The sequence below is a fragment of the Streptomyces sp. NPDC048696 genome, assembly GCF_043198895.1.
In the GTDB taxonomy this organism is placed as follows: domain Bacteria; phylum Actinomycetota; class Actinomycetes; order Streptomycetales; family Streptomycetaceae; genus Streptomyces.
The window spans coordinates 261,595-276,988 of sequence record NZ_JBICVJ010000003.1; the positions used below are offsets into that span (position 1 = coordinate 261,595).

Genomic DNA, 15,394 nt, shown 5'->3' on the forward strand with positions numbered 1-15,394 from the left:
GAGCCGCACCCGACCGACAACCGCCGGAGGCTTTCGGGAAGGGGCGGGGTGGGGGAAAAGGGGCGCCGGCCCCCACCGGGCCGCAGGCGAAGGACCGGGGCCGGGGGCGCAGCCCCGGTCGGGGTCCGGGGGTGCGCCCCCGGGAGAATCGGCCGTCACATATGCACCGGACCCGCGTCCCCGCCCTCCGTCGGGTGCGGATGAGGCGGCCCCGTCCGATACAGCACCAGCGTCACCACCAACCCCAGCGCGAAGAACCCCGCCGACCACCAGTACGCCGTGGCGTAACTGTGCAGTTGGGCCTTCGCCAGGACCGACGGCGTGGGCTGCTTGCCGACCATGTAATGGGTCGCCGCACTCGTCGCCAACGTGTTCAGGAGCGACGTACCCACCGAACCACCCACCTGCTGGCTCGTGTTGACCATCGCCGACGCCACCCCCGCGTCATGCGCGGCGACACCCGCCGTAGCCAGGTTCATCGCCGGGGCGAAGATCAGGCCCATGCCGAGGCCCATGACGAGCAGGGGCGGAAGGACGTGCGGCGCGTACGTGCTGTCGACGTCCAGCGCCGTCATCCACACCAGCCCCGCCGCGCCGAGCCCCATCCCGAGCGGCACGATCGGCTTCGCGCCCAGTCGCGGGACGAACTTGTTCTGGGCGATCACCGACGACGCGATCATCACCACCACCATGGGGATGAAGGCAAGACCCGTCTTCACCGGCGAGTAGCGCAGCACCTGTTGCAGGTAGTAGGTCAGGAAGAGGAACACGCCGAACATTCCCGCGCCCGAAATGAACATTCCCAGGAAAGACGCGCCCCTGTCCCGGTCCAGCACCACCCGCAGCGGCAACAACGGGTGACGCGCCCGTAGTTGCCAGAGTACGAACGCCACCAGCAGCACCCCGCCCGCCGCCAGGAACCCCCACGTCTGCGGCGAACTCCACGCGTGCTTCTCCGCGTTGGAGAAGCCGTACACGATGCAGAACAGGCCGGACGAGACCAGGAGCGTGCCCGGGATGTCCAGCTTCGGGCGGTCCGCCGGAGCCCCGGGGTGCAGCAGGCGCAGCGCGCCCAGGAACGCGAGCGCCGCGAAGATCAGGTTCACGTACAGGCACCAGCGCCAGTTCAGGTACTCGGTGAGCAGGCCGCCGAGCAGCAGGCCCACCGCGCCGCCGGTGCCCGCGATCGCGCCGTAGATCCCGAACGCCTTCGCCCGCTCCTTCGGGTCCGTGAACGTGGTCGTGAGGAGCGAGAGCGCTGCGGGGGCAAGCAGCGCGCCGAACATGCCCTGGAGGGCTCGCGCGATGACCAATACCGTGAAACTCGGGGCCGCGCCACCCATCGCCGATGCGACGGCGAAGCCGATCAGGCCTGTCAGGAACACCGCCTTGCGGCCCACCAGGTCCGCGATACGGCCTCCCAGCAGCAGCAACGACCCGAAGGCCAGGGCGTACGCCGTCACGATCCACTGGCGGTTGCCGTCGCTGAAACCGAGGTCGCGCTGCGCGGAGGGCAGCGCGATGTTCACGATCGTGGCGTCGAGCACCACCATCAGCTGGGCCAGTCCGATGACCGCCAGGACCAGCCAGCGGTGTTCGTGCGCGGCGCCCGTGTGCGGCGGCGGGGGCGCGGCGGCCACGGCCGCGCCCGCACCGCGCGACGGCCGCCCGTCCGGGCTCGGCCCGCCACCACCACCGACGATCCCGACCGCTTCGACGCTCTCCTCCGGCGCCGAAGCGGCCGCTATCCGTGCCGCCCTGGCCTCCTCGACGGCGTCCTCCGTGTGACGGCCCATGGCGTACGACACCTCCGTAGCGGGAAAGTCCCTTTTCCGACGCTAAGTGGAGGTGGGACGTTCCGCCACGCGAGTGACGTGAGGCAGCTCAAGGGACACGAGGAGTTATCCGAGGTTACGTTACGTCATCTCTTCCGGTCCCGCCTCTCCGCTCAACAGCCGTAACCGCAGCGCCACTTCCAGTTCGAACCGCGCGTCCGGGTCGTCCAGTACCGCCCCGAAGAGCCGGTCGATCTGGCGCAGGCGCTGGCGGACGGTCTGCGGGTGGACCGCCAGGCGTTCGGCGACTTCGGGCGCGCTGCCCCGGTGCGACTGGAGCCAGGCGAGCAGGGTCGTGGCCAGGCGGTGGCTCTGCTTCGGGGTGAGGTCGTCCAGGGGCCTCAGCCGGCGGTCGGTGAAGAGCCTGACCAGCGGCTGGTCGCTGAGCAGCAGCAGCGCCGGGAGATGGTCCTCGCACCGCACCACCCCGCACGCGTCCGCCGTCGGCAGCCGGGACAGGAGGGTGCGCGCCCACCGCAGCGAGTCCGCCGCCATCGGCAGCGGCACGGTCGGCCCGATCACCGCGCCCCGCGCCGCGAGCGCCTGCGCCAGCCGCGCGTCCGCCAGGACCGACCCCGCGTCCGGGTCCGGCACCAGGAGATACGGATCGTGCGCGTCCAGATCGGCCAGTACGGACGGCGGCAGCCGACGATGGGTGCGGTCGCGCTCGGCGGGCGGTCCGAGCGCGACGCACGCCACAGTGTCCGGCAGGGACCAGCCCGCCGCCACCGCCGCCTGTGCGAGTGCGGACGCGGGCGCGCCCGCGACGATCCGGCCGAGCAGATGGTGGCGCCGCCGCCCCTGCGCGCCCGCCTTGTCGGCCTGCGCGGCGGCGTAGCCGCGCACCGACACGGCGGAGATCTCGTCGATGTGCGCGAAGAGCGCCTCGGCGAGCAGGACGACCTGGTCGGCGCCGATTCCGGCGCGCCGGGCCACGCGCGCGAAGCGGCGCCAGGCGACGCGCGCGCCGACCCGGTACGCGGCCTGGAGCGCGTCGAGGCTGCGGCCCTCGACGAGTTCGCCGCGCCCGAGCACCCAGTAGACCCGCCAGCGGTCGCCGTCGCCCGGCCCGGCGGGCTGCGCCGCCCCCTCCACGATGTCGGCGAATTCGGCGAGCGCCGTTTCCACTCCGCTCTGCATTGCATGGCCGAATGCGCCGTCCAGCGGCCTGGAGAATTCCGAGACCTGCCGTCTTATCTCGCCTATTACCTCAGCGGCGGTGGAGCTCTGCTCCTTTCGCAGCTCAGCCGCGAGAGAACGCGGCAGCGCGGCCCATGGCCCGGCCATCGAACACCTTCCTGCCCCGGGAAGTGACGAGGAAGTGCCGAGTATGGGCCGATGTTACCCACCAGTCAATAGTCGTGACGTGCCTGGTAGTTGGCGTGTTACCGCCCGTCGGGCGCAAGTGCACTCACGTACGTGACAAGTTTCAACGATCGCCCGACAGGTTCGTGGCACATGCCTGCGGACTTCGCCGGGGCGCTGAAATATCCATTGCCGGGACGCCGAAACCGACCCTAACTTCGCCCTCGTCGAATTCCGGAACCCCCGGAAACTCCAGGACTAGGGACGGTACTGGGCATGAGAGCAGCACCCCTTTCCCGCATTTCCCGCGCAGTGGTGACGGCCGCGCTCGCGGTGACGGGACTGGTCGCCGCGAGCGCGAGCGCGACCCCGGCGGCAGCCACCACCGCGCCGCTCCCCGTCGAGACCCACTTCGGCACCGGCTTCGTCACCGGTTTCCTCAAACCCGGCGAGGCCCCGCCCGGGGCGAACGACTGGTCGTGCCGCCCCACGGCGGCCCACCCCGACCCCGTGATCCTGGCGCACGGCACGGCGGAGAACATGAACGGCAACTGGCGGGGCGCGGCGCCGCTGCTCGCCAACGCGGGCTACTGCGTCTTCGCCTTCAACTACGGCGGTGCGGGCATCACTTCATCGATGGGCGGCATGGCGAAGATCGAGGACAGCGCGGCGGTCATGGCCGGTTTCGTCGACAAGGTGCGGGCCGCGACCGGCGCCGCGAAGGTCGACATCGTCGGGCACTCGCAGGGCGGCATGATGGCGCGCTACTACCTCGACAGCCTCGGCGGCGCGGGCAAGGTCGACAAGCTCGTGGCCCTGTCGGCGACGAACCAGGGCACGACACTGGACGGCCTGACCGAGCTCGGCCGACAGCTCCAAATCCTCGAACCCATGAACAAGTTCGTGGTGGGCCCGGCCTGCCCGGCCTGCGTCCAGCAGGAGATCGGCTCCGACTTCGTCACCGCGCTCAACGCGGGCGGCGGCACGGCGCCGGGCGTCACCTACACGAACATCGGCACGAAGTTCGACGAGGTCACGACCCCGTACACCAACGCGTTCCTGCCCGCCGGGCCGCACGTCACCAACATCACCGTGCAGGATCAGTGCGTGCTCGACGGTACGGATCACACGGAGATCGCGTACGACCCGATCGCGCTCACGGACGTACTGAACGCGCTCGACCCGGCGCATCCCCGGGCGATCCCGTGCCAGGTGGTACGGCCGGTCACCGGCCCGCTGCTCTGACAGTCAGGGCTCAGAGCGTACGGACGAAGGCCGTGAAGGCGGCGGGGCTGATCGTGAAGGCTCCGCCGTCGGGGTTCTTGGAGTCTCGGACGGCGATGCGGTGGGGCTGGGTGGCGATTTCTACGCAGTCGCCGCCCGTGTCGCCGCTGTAGGACGACTTCTGCCAGGTGGCGGCGCCGAGGGGCGCGCACTCGACGCAGTTGCCACCGGTGTCGCCGCTGTAAGACGACTTACGCCAGAGCGCGCCCGTCAGGCTTTGGTTGGTCCCCATAACGCTCCTCCATTACGCGGGCGATCAGTGCGGCCGAATCCTCCACAGAGAGAGCACTGGCCTGCAAGTGATCGTAACGGAGTGAACCCTCCCTGAGAGCTTGCGGGTTGGCCGTCATGTGGCCCTGGACGAAGTCCTCGGTGTAGACGAGGTCAGGGTCGTCGTCGAAGCGCAGGAGTGTGAACTCGCCCATCAACCCGGCATGCGCACCGGCCTCGTAGGGGAGAACCTGAATCTTCGCCCACTCATGCTTGTGCTGGATGTCGAGGAGGTGCTGAAGCTGCTCACGCATGATCGCCCGGCTGCCGACCTCCTGGCGCAGCACGGCCTCGGTCATCACGCCCCAGATCAGCGGAGGCGTGTCGCGCTCAAGGATGCGCTGGCGTTCCATACGAGCTTCGACGAGCCCGTCGATGTCGCTGTCGGACCGGACGCCGAGTACGGCTCGCGCGTAGTCCTCGGTCTGGAACAGGCCGTACACCAACTGCGCATGGAACGACGAGATGAACGTCGCCCGCGCCTCCATCTCCGCATACTGCTGGAACCACGACGGCAGCACGCTCCGCAGGACCAGCCCGACCAGACGGCCGAAGAAGCCCTCCGTCAGGAGCGCGGCGTCCAGGCGGTCGGAGAGTTCCCTCGTGGGGATCTTGCGGCCCGTCTCGATCTGGCCGATCAGCGACGCAGCGCAGAAGATGCATTTGCCCAGCTGTTCCTGGGTCATACCGGCTCCCTCGCGCTTGCGGCGCAATTCGGAACCGTAGTAGTCCAGCGGCGAAGCGCTGGGATCGAGGTCTCGGATGTTGACCATGACTAAGGGTCACCCCCAACCACACGCTGTGGGCTGATTTTTCAGCCCGTAGCCGAGCGTAACCAGATCAACTCACTCTGGTGACGTGAATCACGCAACTCACCCTTCCGAGGCGGAAGTTGGGAGGCGCTACGGGATGAACATCACCGTCGGCGACCACTCGGCCCGGCATTTGCGCCGGATTCTCCGCCGGTATCTGGCCAGCTGGTCCATGACCGTCCTTGCCGACGCCGCCGAGCTCGCGCTGACCGAGCTGGTGGCCAACGTCGTACGCCATGTGCCGAGCCGCCACTGTCAGGTGCTGCTCCTCGCACGCGAGAACGGCATCCGTGTCGAGATCACGGACGACTGCCCGAAACTGCCCGCCCCGCCCACGCGGCCCGCCACCCCGCTCCCCGATTCCGAACTCGCCGAGTCGGGGCGGGGGTTGCTGATCGTGGCGTCGGTCGCGGACCGCTGGGGCGTGCTGCCGCACCTGTGGGGCGGGAAGACGGTGTGGTTCGAGTGCGATGTGCGGGGCGCGGGCTAGCCGTTCACGCCGTGGCGCGATACGGCGCACGAGGTGTCGTACGCCGTATCCGTGCTTCTGCACGCCCTGTTCACCGGACTAGCTGCCGCGCCTCTCCCGCAGGACACTCCGAGCACTGCGGGACCCGTGCACAGCACACCGCACTCGCGCACTCGCGGCCCCGCGGTCGTGAAAGGAACAGCCATGCGCAACGCAAGACTCCGTCTCTCCGCTCCCTCCGCGCTCGGCGCCCTGCTGCTGACCGCAGGAGCGGTCGCCAGCGCCGCCCCGCCCGCCGGCGCGGCGGACAACCTGGGCATCCTCATCACCCGGATCGACGTCCGCCAACACCGCCCGATCGACCTCGCGGACGATCTCACCCACACGGATTTCGGAGCCAGCGAGACCCTGACCGGCACAGTGCTCGACGCCGGGGTGGACGTCGGCGACGGAATCGGCCACGAAACCGGCAACGGCGGAACCGAATTGCTCAACATCCCGCTCACCGTGAACGTCGGTAGGGTCAACTCCGGTGACCACCCTGTGGTGGTGGGGACCGTCACGCAGGCCGACGGCAGCATCGAGACCGTGTCGCACACGTTCACGTTCACCTGCCACCTCAACACGGTCGGCACGGGAACCTGCTCGTAGCGGTATCGGTCCCGGTCCCGGCCTCGTTCTACGGTCCGTGGACGACCCGGGGGGTCTGTCCGGGCGTGGGCGTGGACGGCGCTGGTTCGGTGATGCCCGGGGCGTGGGCGGGAGGGGCCGGGGCCGGGGAACCGCCGGGGAGCACCAGGAGGTACACGGCCGCCGTCACGGCGGCGGCCGCGCCAACCACGGCGTACGCGACCCTGCGCACTCGGCGCACGCCCCAACTGCGGCCCTGCGGGGGCGCGTCGCGGCGCAGGTCGTGGTGGGTGACGAGGGCGGCGCGGGCGGCGAGGGCGGCGCGCACCCTTTCGTCGGCGTTCGGCGTCATCGGGCCGACCCCAGCTTCTTTTCGAGAACGGCGAGCGCGCGGCTCGCGGTGGACTTCACCGTGCCGCGCGCGAGCCCGAGCGTATGCGCGATCTGCGCCTCGGTCAGCTCGGACCAGTATCGGAGCACGAGGACTTCGCGTTGACGTTGTGTCAGTTGTGAGAGTGCGTCGAGTACTTGCTGGTGCTCTTCGGCGATCAGCAGCGGTTCGTCCACGGGTGGGCCGTGGTTCTCGTGGGGCGGGATGTAGGCGCGGACCGTACGGCGTCGGCGCAGCACGGAACGGGACGCGTTGACCACGGCGGTGTGCAGGTAGGACCCGGGGTCCCTCAGCCCGTCCAGGGAGGTGCCGTATCTGCGGCACATCGCGGCGAACGCGTCCTGGACCACGTCCTCGGCGGTGGGGAGGTCGTCGACCAGGAAGAGCGCGAGCCGGACCATGTCGAGCCGCCTCGCCAGGTACAGCTCGGTGAGCGTGGGCGGCTCGTCCCCGTACGAGGTGGCCCCCCGGACCAGGGCCAGGGTCCTTGCGCCTCCGCCGCCGCCGGTTCGGGACATGCGGGCGAGCAGCCTGGACCACCAGGTGGGTGCGAGGGGGATCGCGTACTGCATGGGCCTCGATTCGTTCGGCTGCGGACCGTGCTGGGCTGGTCGCGCAGTTCCCCGCGCCCCTAGGGGCGCGGGGAGGACCGGCCGCTGGTTACTTGCCGGGCTTGATCACCTTGGGGGCGTTCTCGGCCGGGGCCGATCCGGTGCCGGACTTGACCTCCGGGCCCGCGTCGGACGACTTGGCCGCCTTGCCCGAGTCGGCGAGCTTCGGCGTGGAGGTACCGGGGGTCGTCACGGTCGGCTTGCCGCCGCCCGAGTCGGCAACGGCCGCCTGGGCGGCGAAGCCGCCGCCCAGGAGCACCGCGAGGCCGGTGACAGCGCCCAGGACCTTGGGGCGGGGACGGTAGTTCCGCTTGGCGTGCGTGGACATGGGACTCTCCCGAGGAAGTGACGTACACGGTCTGGAACATCTGGTGATCTGAAGGGCGCCTTCACACCACCAGACGTACGGCACCGACCGGGGTTGCGACCTCGTCCGCGAAAAGTTCAGCGGAAGCCGCCCATCGCCGCCCGCACCTCGTCCAGCGTCGTCTCCGCGATGGCGCCCGCGCGCTTGTTGCCCTCGCGCAGGACCTCTCGTACGTACGTGAGGTCCTGCGCGTACTCGGCGCGGCGGGCGCGGAGGGGGGCGAGGAAGGTGTTGACCGACTCCGTGACCGTGCGCTTCAGCTGGGACGCGCCGCCGTCGCCGATCTCGGCGGCCAGGTCGTGCGGGTCGCGGGCCTGGCAGAGCGCGGCGATGTCGAGCAGGGCGGAGACGCCGGGGCGGGCGGCGGGGTCGTAGGTGATACGGCGGTCCGCGTCGGTGACGGCGCGGCGTACCACGGCGGCCGTCTCGTCGGGGGTCGCGCCCAGGGGGATGGAGTTGCCCCGGGACTTGCTCATCTTTCCGCCGTCCGTACCCAGCAGGAGGGGAGTGGCGGAGAGAAGGGCCTCGGGCTCCGGGAAGACGTACCCGTAACGGTCGTTGAAGCGGCGCGCGATCGTGCGCGTGATCTCCAGGTGCGGGAGCTGGTCCTGACCGACCGGGACGACGTCGGGCTTGCAGAAGAGGATGTCGGCGGCCTGGTGGACCGGATACGTGAACATCAGCCCGCTGACCGCCGACTGGCGCGAGTGCGCGATCTCGTCCTTGACGGTGGGGTTGCGGTTCAGCTCGGCGACCGAGACGAGGCTGAGGAAGGGGAGAAGGAGCTGGTTGAGGGCGGGGACCGCGCTGTGGTTGAAGATCGTCGCGCGGGCCGGGTCGATCCCGGCGGCCAGATAGTCGAGGACCAGGCCCTCGGTGTGGGTGAGCAGGTTCTCGGCGAGGTCGCGGTCGGTGATCACCTGGTAGTCGGCGACGACGAGGAGCACCTCGGTGCCCTCGTTCTGGAGGCGTACGCGGTTCTGGAGGGTGCCGAAGTAGTGGCCGAGGTGGAAGGGGCCGGTGGGGCGGTCGCCGGTGAGGAGTCTGGTGCGGGGTGCTGTGGTCGGCATTTTCGGGGTCCTCTCTGGGTGGGTGGCGGCGTCGGGGACGGCCGCGACGCGCCCAGAGGGGTGCGGGTGCATGCGGGGTGCGGGGCATGCGAAAGGGCCGTCCGTGTCGAACGGCCCTCGGTCATGCGGGTGACGTGGCCGCTCCTAGGAGGAGCGCCACCAGCAGAGATTGCTGCACCGCATGGAAGTCATGTGTGCGAGTGTGCCACAGCTACGGCTACTTGTGGGCGTGCTGGCCCACGTAGAAAAGGAGCCACACGAAACCTGCGAAGAGGTGCGTGCCGAAGATGTAGAAGCCGGCGCGCAGGGCGATGCCGCGCTCCTTGCTCTTCTCGGTGTCGGACACCGTGGCCCTCCTTCTGGATACGACCCTTCCCAGGGTACGGGTTGCTCCGCAGGGGGGGTGCTTGTTCGACAGCGGGCCGGTGGGGGCTGGTCGCGCAGTTCCCCGCGCCCCTAAAGGAGGGCCCGAAGGGCCCATCTAAGGGGCGCGGGGCTGTGTCGATTTGCGGCTCCGCCGCGTGGGCGCGAGCAACCCAGCACGGTCCGCAGGCGAAGAACCAGGCCGCCCGCCCAGGGCTTTCGGGAAGGGGCGGGGTGGGGAGAGAAACGTCCTACGGGCTCTCCGGCTGCAAGGAGCGCCAGATTCTGTCCGGGAGGATCTTGGACGCCTCCGCGAGGTCGATGCCCGTGTACGTGGGGGCCAGCCAGCGGCGGGCCGTCTCGGCGACCGGGCCGAGGATCAGGACGTCGATCAGCGGGGCGGGAAGGGGGGCGATCTCGCCCGCCTCGATCCGAGGGCGCATCCACTCCACCAAGCCCCGCAACGCGTTCTCCTTCGCCGCACGGATCTGTTCCGTATGCGTCGCGAGGTAGCCGGAGTACGCGGAGGCGTGCAGGAACAGCGCCGCGTCGGGATGCTCCTCCGTGAAGCGCAGATACGTCGTCACGATCGCCCGCACCCCGGTACGAGCCGTACGCGCACGGCTCAGCGCGCTCGTCATCTCCGCGAACAGTTGCTCCATGCACCGGGTGTAGAGCGCGACGGCGAGCCCGTCGAAGCTGCCGAAGTGGTGGTAGAGGCTGCCGAGACTGACCCCGCTGGCCCTCGTCACCGCGTTGACGGTGAAACCCTGCTGCCCGTACTCCGCGTACACGCTCAGCGCGGTGGTCAGCAGCCGGTCCACGGTGGCTTCACCGCGTGGTTGTCTAGGCACCGTGACCCGAAGCGTCCGCCATGGCGGTCAGCCTAACGCAGTCGGGCGCCCTCATTGGTCTAGAAATATGTTCTAGAACCACGCTCGGTTTCCCGGGCCTAGTCCTCCCGCGTGTAGAACGTGTAGAACGCCGCCGCGAACATCGCGCCGCCGAGCAGCGCGCCCATCATCGACGCGCCGAAGACGCTCTCGCCGGACTGCGCGTACAGGAAACCCGTCCCCGCGCCGAACAGCGCGCCGAACGCCGCGCCCCGCACCTCGCGCATCAGGCGGCCCTGGATCATCAGCAGGCCAAGGCCCAGGGCGGCGATCACGACGCCGGAGACCAGGCCGAGCGCGATGTTGGCGCCGGTCACCTCGCCGCCGTGGCGGTTGATGGAGGCGGCCCAGAAGCCGTAGAAGATCCCGATCACCACGGGTGTGGCCATGAGGGCCATGGGCAGGCGGGTACGGGACGCCGGGCTCGTCCGGGCCGGTCCCGCCGGCATGGCGGCGTGTGCGGACATGGCGGCACTCCTTCCACTCCACTCTTCCCCCATACAGCCCACACCCGCGCGCCCCGAGCGGCAACCCGGGGTTCGCTGGACCCGTGCGACTCTCCTTCACCGCCGCCGGACTCGGCCTCGCCGCAGGCGGCCTCGGCCTGCGCGGACTGGTCGCCCTCGGCCGCGTCCTGACCATCGCCGACCTGCCCGCGTACGGGGATCCGGACGTCGCCGCCGACGTCTACGACGCGCTCACCGGCGTCCTGTCCACCACCGCCTGGTGCGCGGTCGCGGCGGGGCTCGCGCTCGCCGTCACGGCCTGGTTCGGCGGCCGCGTCGGCCGGTCGTAGCAAGCCGCAGTAATACGGCCGGGTCTTCGTCATCACGGGCTTCCCGGCGGATACTTCAAGCCTGACGCGCACCCGCCGACCGGGAGGGCATCGACTTGGACACCGTGGGCGCCGCGCCGACCTGGCCCTCGACGGACGAGCCGGTACGCGGGCCCGGGCGCGGGCATCCCTGGCGGCGGGCCGCCGCCGTCGTCGCCGCGCTGCTGCTCGTCGTGGTCAGCGCCGTGGTGGGGTGCCGGATCGCCGGGTCCGACGGCATCACGCCGGTGCCGCAGCTGCTGGCCTTCCTGCCGTGGCTGCTCGCGCCGGGCGCGGTCGCGCTGCTGCTCGCCGCGTACGGGCGGTGGCGGACCGGGATGGCGTGGGCGCTGGCCGCGCTCGCGGTCACCGGCTGGTACACCCAGCCGTACGGCGCCGAGACCACCCGCCCGCACGGCCAGGTCCTGGCCCAGCTGCGGGTGCTGACCTCCAACACCGAGTTCGGCTGGGCCACCGACGACCTGATCACCACCGTGCGGCGCGAGAAGCCGGACATCGTCTTCGTCGAGGAGTGCGCCTTCGTCTGCGCGGACGCCCTGGAGCAGCGGGTGCCGAAGGCCGACTACCCGTACCGCGATGTCGTACGCGAGGACGGCTCGGCCGGGTCCGCGATCCTCAGCCGCTTCCCGCTGCGGCCCGCGCCCGTGATCCCCTCCGAGATGGCGATGCCGGGCGCGGTGGCGGTGATCGCGGGCAAGGACGTACGGCTCCAGCTCGCGCACCCCATGCCGCCGCTGCCGGGCCAGGAGGCGAAGTGGCGGCGGGAGCTGGGGCGGGTGCGGGACTTCGCGGCGGGGGCCGAGCAGCAGGGGCAGGCGGTGATCCTCGCCGGGGACTTCAACGCCACCCAGGACCACGCCCTGTTCCGCTCGGTCCTGGACGCGGGCGCCCTGCACGACAGCGCCCGCCTGACCGGCCACTCCCGTACGTACTCCTGGCCCGCCGACCGCACCACGCCGTTGCGCACCCAGATCGACCATGTGCTCGTCAGCGGCCGGGACTTCAAGGCCACCGCGTCCCGCTTCCTGACCGTGCGCGGCACCGACCACCGGGCGCTGCGGGTGGACCTGACGCTGTACGGAGAGTGATGCTCCGGGGTGCGGAGGGGGCCGCCCCGGGTGAGGATCGAGGCGTCCCCGGGGGCGGAGCAGGAGGCGTACGCGTATGCGCGCTGTCGCGGTGCAGACCTTCCGGGCCGAGCCGGAGCTCGTCTGGCTGCCCAAGCCCGAGCCCGGTCCCGGCGAAGTGCTCGTCAAGATCGACTACGCCGCCCTGAACCCCTTCGACTGGCAGGTCGCCGACGGGCTCCTGGACGGCCGGGTCCCGCATGTCTTCCCGCTGGTCCTCGGCCTGGACTTCGCCGGGCGCGTCGACGTGGTCGGGCCCGGCGAGAACCGGTTCGTGGTGGGCGACGCGGTGTACGGCCAGGCGGGCCGCCCGCCGGTGGGGACCGGCACGTACGCGGAGTACGTGACGATGCCGCAGGACGCCGCCATCGCCGGGGTGCCCGACGGGCTCGCGCTGCGGGCCGCGGCGGCGCTGCCCACGGCCGGGATGGCCGCCCTGGAGATCCTGCGCACCGCGCCCCTGGACGCGGGCGCCACGATGCTGATCGTGGGCGCGGCGGGCGGGGTCGGCAGCGCGCTCACCCAGCTGGCCGCCGCCCGCGACATCCGGGTGGTGGCGGCCGTGCGGGGCGACGAGCGGGAGCGGATGCGGGCGCTGGGGGCGGCGGTGAGCGTCGACACCACCGCGCAGCCGGTGCGCGAGGCGTGCATCGGCGGGGTGGACGCGGTGGTCGACCTGGTGTCGGCGGACGCGGAGTCGTTCGGCGCGCACGCGGGTCTGGTGCGCTCGGGCGGGACCGCGCTGAGCACCCGGGGCGCGGCGGCCCCCGGACAGGGCGTCAACTTCCGGCTCACGCCGTCCGGAGCGCTGCTCGACGCGCTGGCGGCGGCCGCGCTCGCGGGTGATGTGCACGTGCCCGTGGAGGCCGAATACCCGTTGGAGAAGGCGCCGGAGGCGCTGGCGCGGAACCGGGCGGTCGGGGCGCGCGGGAAGACGCTGTTCGTGCCGTAGGGGGACCTCGGATTCCGAAATCTTTTCCACACCCTGTGGAAAAGATTTCGGAATCCGAGCGTCCACTTTCTGCGCACAAAGATCCATTGTGCCCAAGACCCGCCCAAAAGGACCCGATCGCAGTGATCGCATACTGATGCCATGGGTGATCAGCACGACGTGGACGAGGGCCGGGACGGCCGGGGACGGGTGCGGCTCACGCCGCCGCAGTGGCTGGTCAGCGGGTTGCGGCCACAGAACACCCCGATCCCGTGGCCCGCCGTCGGGCGCGCCGGCATCGCGCTCGCGGCCCCGCTCGCCGTCGGATTCGCCACCGACCAGGCCGCGTACGGCGCGCTGGTGTCGATGGGCGCCCTGTCCGGGGTCATCGGCGACACGGCCGACGCGTACCGGATGCGGGTCTTCAACATCGCGGTGCCGCAGCTGTTCGGCGCGATCGGCGTCACGCTGGGCACCCTCGTGTACGGCGACGGCTGGCTCGCGGTCGGCGCGCTGACCCTGGTCGCGCTGGTCTCCGGGATGATCTCGTCGATCGGCGCGGTGGCCTCCGTATCGGGGCTGCTGCTCCTGCTGAACGCGGTGGTCGGGGCCGGTCTTCCGATGCCGTCGCCGTGGTGGAAGGCGCCCCTGCTGCTCAGCATCGGCGGGCTCTTCGTCCTGCTCCTGAGCCTGCTCGCCTGGCCGCTGCGCAACCGGGTCCCGGAACGGGCCGCCGTCGCCTCGACGTACCGGGCGGCCGCCGATCTCCTTGAGGCGGCGGGCGGCACGGCGTACGACGCCAAACGGCAGGCGGTCACGCAGTCGCTGAACACCGCGTACGACCTGGTGCTCGCCCGCCGCACCCGCGACCACGGCCGACGCAGCCCACTGGTGCGGCTGCTCGCCCAGCTCAACGTGGTGATCCCGCTGGTGGAGGCGGCCCCGGCAGCACATCTGCGCGGCCGCCCGCTTCCCGCCGAAATCCCCGCCGCAGTACGGGAGTTGGCGGCGGCGGTGGAGGAAGGCCGCACAGGCCCGGTCCCGGACCTCGAGCTGCCCGAGCCCGGCAAGCCGTCCGAGCGGGCCGTGGACGCTGCGCTGCGGCACGCGGCCGTCGTCGTGCACAAGCCCGACCCCGACCCGTACAACGTCGACGACCGGCTCGGGCGCCCGGCGGCGCTGCGCATCCGGCTGCGGCGCGGCGCGCGCAACGTCCTGCTCTCCGAGTCGTCCTGGCGCTACGGCCTGCGGCTCGCGCTCTGCATCGGGCTCGCCCAGTCGCTGGTCTCGCTGGTGCCGGTGCCGCGCTCGTACTGGGTGGCGCTGACCGTGACGTTCGTCCTCAAGCCCGACTTCGGGTCGGTGTTCTCGCGGGCGGTGCTGCGCGCGCTCGGCACGGCGGTCGGTCTGGTGACGGCGGCGGCGGTGCTCTCGGAGGTGCCGCGCGGGTGGTGGGACGTGCCGGTGATGGTGGTACTGGCGGCTCTTATCCCTGCCTTCTCCGCGAAGGGATACGCGTTCCAGACGGCCGCGATCACCCCGGTGATCCTGCTGCTCTCCGACCTGCTCAACCACCAGGGCTTCCATCTGGTCCTGCCGCGCCTGTGGGACAGCCTGATCGGCTGCGGGATCTCGCTGGTCGCGGGGTATCTCCTCTGGCCCGAGAGCTGGCACACCCGGATCGGCGACCGGCTCGCGGACGCGGTCGCGGACGCGGCGGCGTATGTGGAGTACGCGTTCGCCTCGGCGGCGGGGGACGACGCGGAGCGGGTGCGGCGCAGGCGCCGCATCTACCGCGACCTGTCCGTGGTGCGCTCGGAGTTCCAGCGCGCTCTGACCGAACCGCCGCCGACGGGTGCGCGGGCGTCCGCGTGGTGGCCGCTGGTCGTCGCGGTCGAGCGCATCGTCGACGCGACGACGGCGGCGCGGGTGCGCGTCAACCACGGCGCGCCGCCGCCGACGTCCGCGGAGGTCGCGGACGCGTCCCGCGAACTGCGCGAACTGGCGGAGGGGTTGCGGGCGTCGTCCACGCTGGTGTCGGTCCATGCGGCGCTGGCGGGCGAGGAGAGCGGCGTGCTGGCCCCACTGCGCCACGAGATCTCGGCGGCCCGGGCGATCGCGTCGCCGGGCGGCGCGTGACCGCTCCGCGGGGGCGGCGTATTCGTCTGCGGACCGTGGCTGGCTGGCCGCGCAGTTCCCCG

General features: G+C 71.3%; 18 protein-coding genes. 7 read left to right on the forward strand and 11 right to left on the reverse strand.

From position 1 onward, the window contains the following. Window positions 1-155: 155 nt before the first annotated feature. Both ACGFRG_RS07385 and ACGFRG_RS07390 read right to left on the reverse strand, forming a co-directional pair. Entirely contained in the window at window positions 156-1,796 is a 1,641-nt protein-coding gene (locus ACGFRG_RS07385) for an MFS transporter (RefSeq protein WP_393262210.1), read from the reverse strand. 120 nt (window positions 1,797-1,916) lie between these two features. Next, window positions 1,917-2,975: a helix-turn-helix domain-containing protein gene (locus ACGFRG_RS07390; RefSeq protein ID WP_393262213.1), complete on the reverse strand. Its 1,059-nt coding sequence runs from the start codon at window positions 2,973-2,975 to the stop codon at window positions 1,917-1,919. A gap of 441 nt (window positions 2,976-3,416) precedes the next feature. On the opposite strand from ACGFRG_RS07390, the gene ACGFRG_RS07395 reads away from it, so the two are divergent. Continuing rightward, a complete protein-coding gene (locus ACGFRG_RS07395; RefSeq protein ID WP_393262216.1) occupies window positions 3,417-4,385 on the forward strand; it encodes an esterase/lipase family protein in 969 nt (322 codons plus the stop codon). Window positions 4,386-4,395: 10 nt separating this feature from the next. On the opposite strand, the gene ACGFRG_RS07400 is transcribed toward ACGFRG_RS07395, so the two are convergent. After that, window positions 4,396-4,656: a DUF397 domain-containing protein gene (locus tag ACGFRG_RS07400; protein WP_393262219.1), complete on the reverse strand. Its 261-nt coding sequence runs from the start codon at window positions 4,654-4,656 to the stop codon at window positions 4,396-4,398. Continuing rightward, on the reverse strand, window positions 4,616-5,467 hold the full coding sequence (locus ACGFRG_RS07405) for a Scr1 family TA system antitoxin-like transcriptional regulator (RefSeq protein WP_393262222.1): 852 nt from the start codon (window positions 5,465-5,467) through the stop codon (window positions 4,616-4,618). The genes ACGFRG_RS07400 and ACGFRG_RS07405 overlap by 41 nt, the downstream gene beginning before the upstream one ends. Window positions 5,468-5,603: 136 nt before the next feature. Here ACGFRG_RS07405 and ACGFRG_RS07410 point away from each other — a divergent pair, with 136 nt between their 5' ends. Both ACGFRG_RS07410 and ACGFRG_RS07415 read left to right on the forward strand, forming a co-directional pair. Continuing rightward, window positions 5,604-5,996, forward strand: a complete 393-nt coding sequence (locus tag ACGFRG_RS07410) for an ATP-binding protein (RefSeq protein ID WP_393262224.1) — start codon at window positions 5,604-5,606, stop codon at window positions 5,994-5,996. A gap of 183 nt (window positions 5,997-6,179) precedes the next feature. Then, entirely contained in the window at window positions 6,180-6,626 is a 447-nt protein-coding gene (locus ACGFRG_RS07415; RefSeq protein WP_393262227.1) for a hypothetical protein, read from the forward strand. A gap of 28 nt (window positions 6,627-6,654) precedes the next feature. Here ACGFRG_RS07415 and ACGFRG_RS07420 read toward each other — a convergent pair whose 3' ends face one another. The 7 genes from ACGFRG_RS07420 to ACGFRG_RS07450 form a co-directional block, all read right to left on the reverse strand. Next, window positions 6,655-6,957, reverse strand: coding sequence for a hypothetical protein (locus ACGFRG_RS07420; RefSeq protein ID WP_361423391.1), 303 nt, complete (start codon window positions 6,955-6,957; stop codon window positions 6,655-6,657). Then, window positions 6,954-7,568 (reverse strand): SigE family RNA polymerase sigma factor, encoded by a 615-nt coding sequence (locus tag ACGFRG_RS07425; protein ID WP_361423388.1) that lies wholly within the window; start codon window positions 7,566-7,568, stop codon window positions 6,954-6,956. The genes ACGFRG_RS07420 and ACGFRG_RS07425 overlap by 4 nt, the downstream gene beginning before the upstream one ends. A gap of 88 nt (window positions 7,569-7,656) precedes the next feature. Next, window positions 7,657-7,935 (reverse strand): hypothetical protein, encoded by a 279-nt coding sequence (locus ACGFRG_RS07430; RefSeq protein ID WP_361423385.1) that lies wholly within the window; start codon window positions 7,933-7,935, stop codon window positions 7,657-7,659. A 116-nt stretch (window positions 7,936-8,051) separates the two neighbouring features. Next, entirely contained in the window at window positions 8,052-9,044 is a 993-nt protein-coding gene (gene trpS, locus ACGFRG_RS07435) for a tryptophan--tRNA ligase (RefSeq protein WP_361423382.1), read from the reverse strand. A 217-nt stretch (window positions 9,045-9,261) separates the two neighbouring features. Next, the gene (locus tag ACGFRG_RS07440; protein ID WP_361423379.1) at window positions 9,262-9,390 is read right to left on the reverse strand and encodes a DUF6126 family protein; all 129 of its coding nucleotides are present in this window, start codon (window positions 9,388-9,390) and stop codon (window positions 9,262-9,264) included. A gap of 268 nt (window positions 9,391-9,658) precedes the next feature. Next, the gene (locus ACGFRG_RS07445) at window positions 9,659-10,231 is read right to left on the reverse strand and encodes a TetR/AcrR family transcriptional regulator (protein WP_361423361.1); all 573 of its coding nucleotides are present in this window, start codon (window positions 10,229-10,231) and stop codon (window positions 9,659-9,661) included. A gap of 128 nt (window positions 10,232-10,359) precedes the next feature. Beyond that, window positions 10,360-10,767 carry a hypothetical protein gene (locus ACGFRG_RS07450; RefSeq protein ID WP_361423358.1) on the reverse strand — a complete coding sequence of 136 codons (408 nt, stop codon included), beginning with the start codon at window positions 10,765-10,767 and terminating at the stop codon, window positions 10,360-10,362. A gap of 83 nt (window positions 10,768-10,850) precedes the next feature. Between ACGFRG_RS07450 and ACGFRG_RS07455 the strand changes: the two genes are divergently transcribed. The 4 genes from ACGFRG_RS07455 to ACGFRG_RS07470 all read left to right on the forward strand — a co-directional run bounded on the left by ACGFRG_RS07455 (window position 10,851) and on the right by ACGFRG_RS07470 (window position 15,332). Continuing rightward, window positions 10,851-11,096 (forward strand): hypothetical protein, encoded by a 246-nt coding sequence (locus ACGFRG_RS07455; protein ID WP_361423355.1) that lies wholly within the window; start codon window positions 10,851-10,853, stop codon window positions 11,094-11,096. 95 nt (window positions 11,097-11,191) lie between these two features. Continuing rightward, window positions 11,192-12,223 carry an endonuclease/exonuclease/phosphatase family protein gene (locus tag ACGFRG_RS07460; protein WP_393262234.1) on the forward strand — a complete coding sequence of 344 codons (1,032 nt, stop codon included), beginning with the start codon at window positions 11,192-11,194 and terminating at the stop codon, window positions 12,221-12,223. Window positions 12,224-12,299: 76 nt separating this feature from the next. Beyond that, a complete protein-coding gene (locus ACGFRG_RS07465; RefSeq protein ID WP_361423352.1) occupies window positions 12,300-13,214 on the forward strand; it encodes an NADP-dependent oxidoreductase in 915 nt (304 codons plus the stop codon). Window positions 13,215-13,355: 141 nt separating this feature from the next. Then, on the forward strand, window positions 13,356-15,332 hold the full coding sequence (locus tag ACGFRG_RS07470; protein ID WP_393262237.1) for an FUSC family protein: 1,977 nt from the start codon (window positions 13,356-13,358) through the stop codon (window positions 15,330-15,332). Window positions 15,333-15,394: the final 62 nt, after the last annotated feature.

Coding starts and splice junctions, on each gene's coding strand:
- ACGFRG_RS07450 (WP_361423358.1), bottom strand. CDS start 10,767: ATGTCCGCACACGCCGCCATGCCGGCGGGACCGGCCCGGACGAGCCCG.
- ACGFRG_RS07395 (WP_393262216.1), top strand. CDS start 3,417: ATGAGAGCAGCACCCCTTTCCCGCATTTCCCGCGCAGTGGTGACGGCC.
- ACGFRG_RS07410 (WP_393262224.1), top strand. CDS start 5,604: ATGAACATCACCGTCGGCGACCACTCGGCCCGGCATTTGCGCCGGATT.
- trpS (WP_361423382.1), bottom strand. CDS start 9,044: ATGCCGACCACAGCACCCCGCACCAGACTCCTCACCGGCGACCGCCCC.
- ACGFRG_RS07430 (WP_361423385.1), bottom strand. CDS start 7,935: ATGTCCACGCACGCCAAGCGGAACTACCGTCCCCGCCCCAAGGTCCTG.
- ACGFRG_RS07390 (WP_393262213.1), bottom strand. CDS start 2,975: ATGCAGAGCGGAGTGGAAACGGCGCTCGCCGAATTCGCCGACATCGTG.
- ACGFRG_RS07470 (WP_393262237.1), top strand. CDS start 13,356: ATGGGTGATCAGCACGACGTGGACGAGGGCCGGGACGGCCGGGGACGG.
- ACGFRG_RS07385 (WP_393262210.1), bottom strand. CDS start 1,796: ATGGGCCGTCACACGGAGGACGCCGTCGAGGAGGCCAGGGCGGCACGG.
- ACGFRG_RS07425 (WP_361423388.1), bottom strand. CDS start 7,568: ATGCAGTACGCGATCCCCCTCGCACCCACCTGGTGGTCCAGGCTGCTC.
- ACGFRG_RS07405 (WP_393262222.1), bottom strand. CDS start 5,467: ATGGTCAACATCCGAGACCTCGATCCCAGCGCTTCGCCGCTGGACTAC.
- ACGFRG_RS07400 (WP_393262219.1), bottom strand. CDS start 4,656: ATGGGGACCAACCAAAGCCTGACGGGCGCGCTCTGGCGTAAGTCGTCT.
- ACGFRG_RS07415 (WP_393262227.1), top strand. CDS start 6,180: ATGCGCAACGCAAGACTCCGTCTCTCCGCTCCCTCCGCGCTCGGCGCC.
- ACGFRG_RS07420 (WP_361423391.1), bottom strand. CDS start 6,957: ATGACGCCGAACGCCGACGAAAGGGTGCGCGCCGCCCTCGCCGCCCGC.
- ACGFRG_RS07465 (WP_361423352.1), top strand. CDS start 12,300: ATGCGCGCTGTCGCGGTGCAGACCTTCCGGGCCGAGCCGGAGCTCGTC.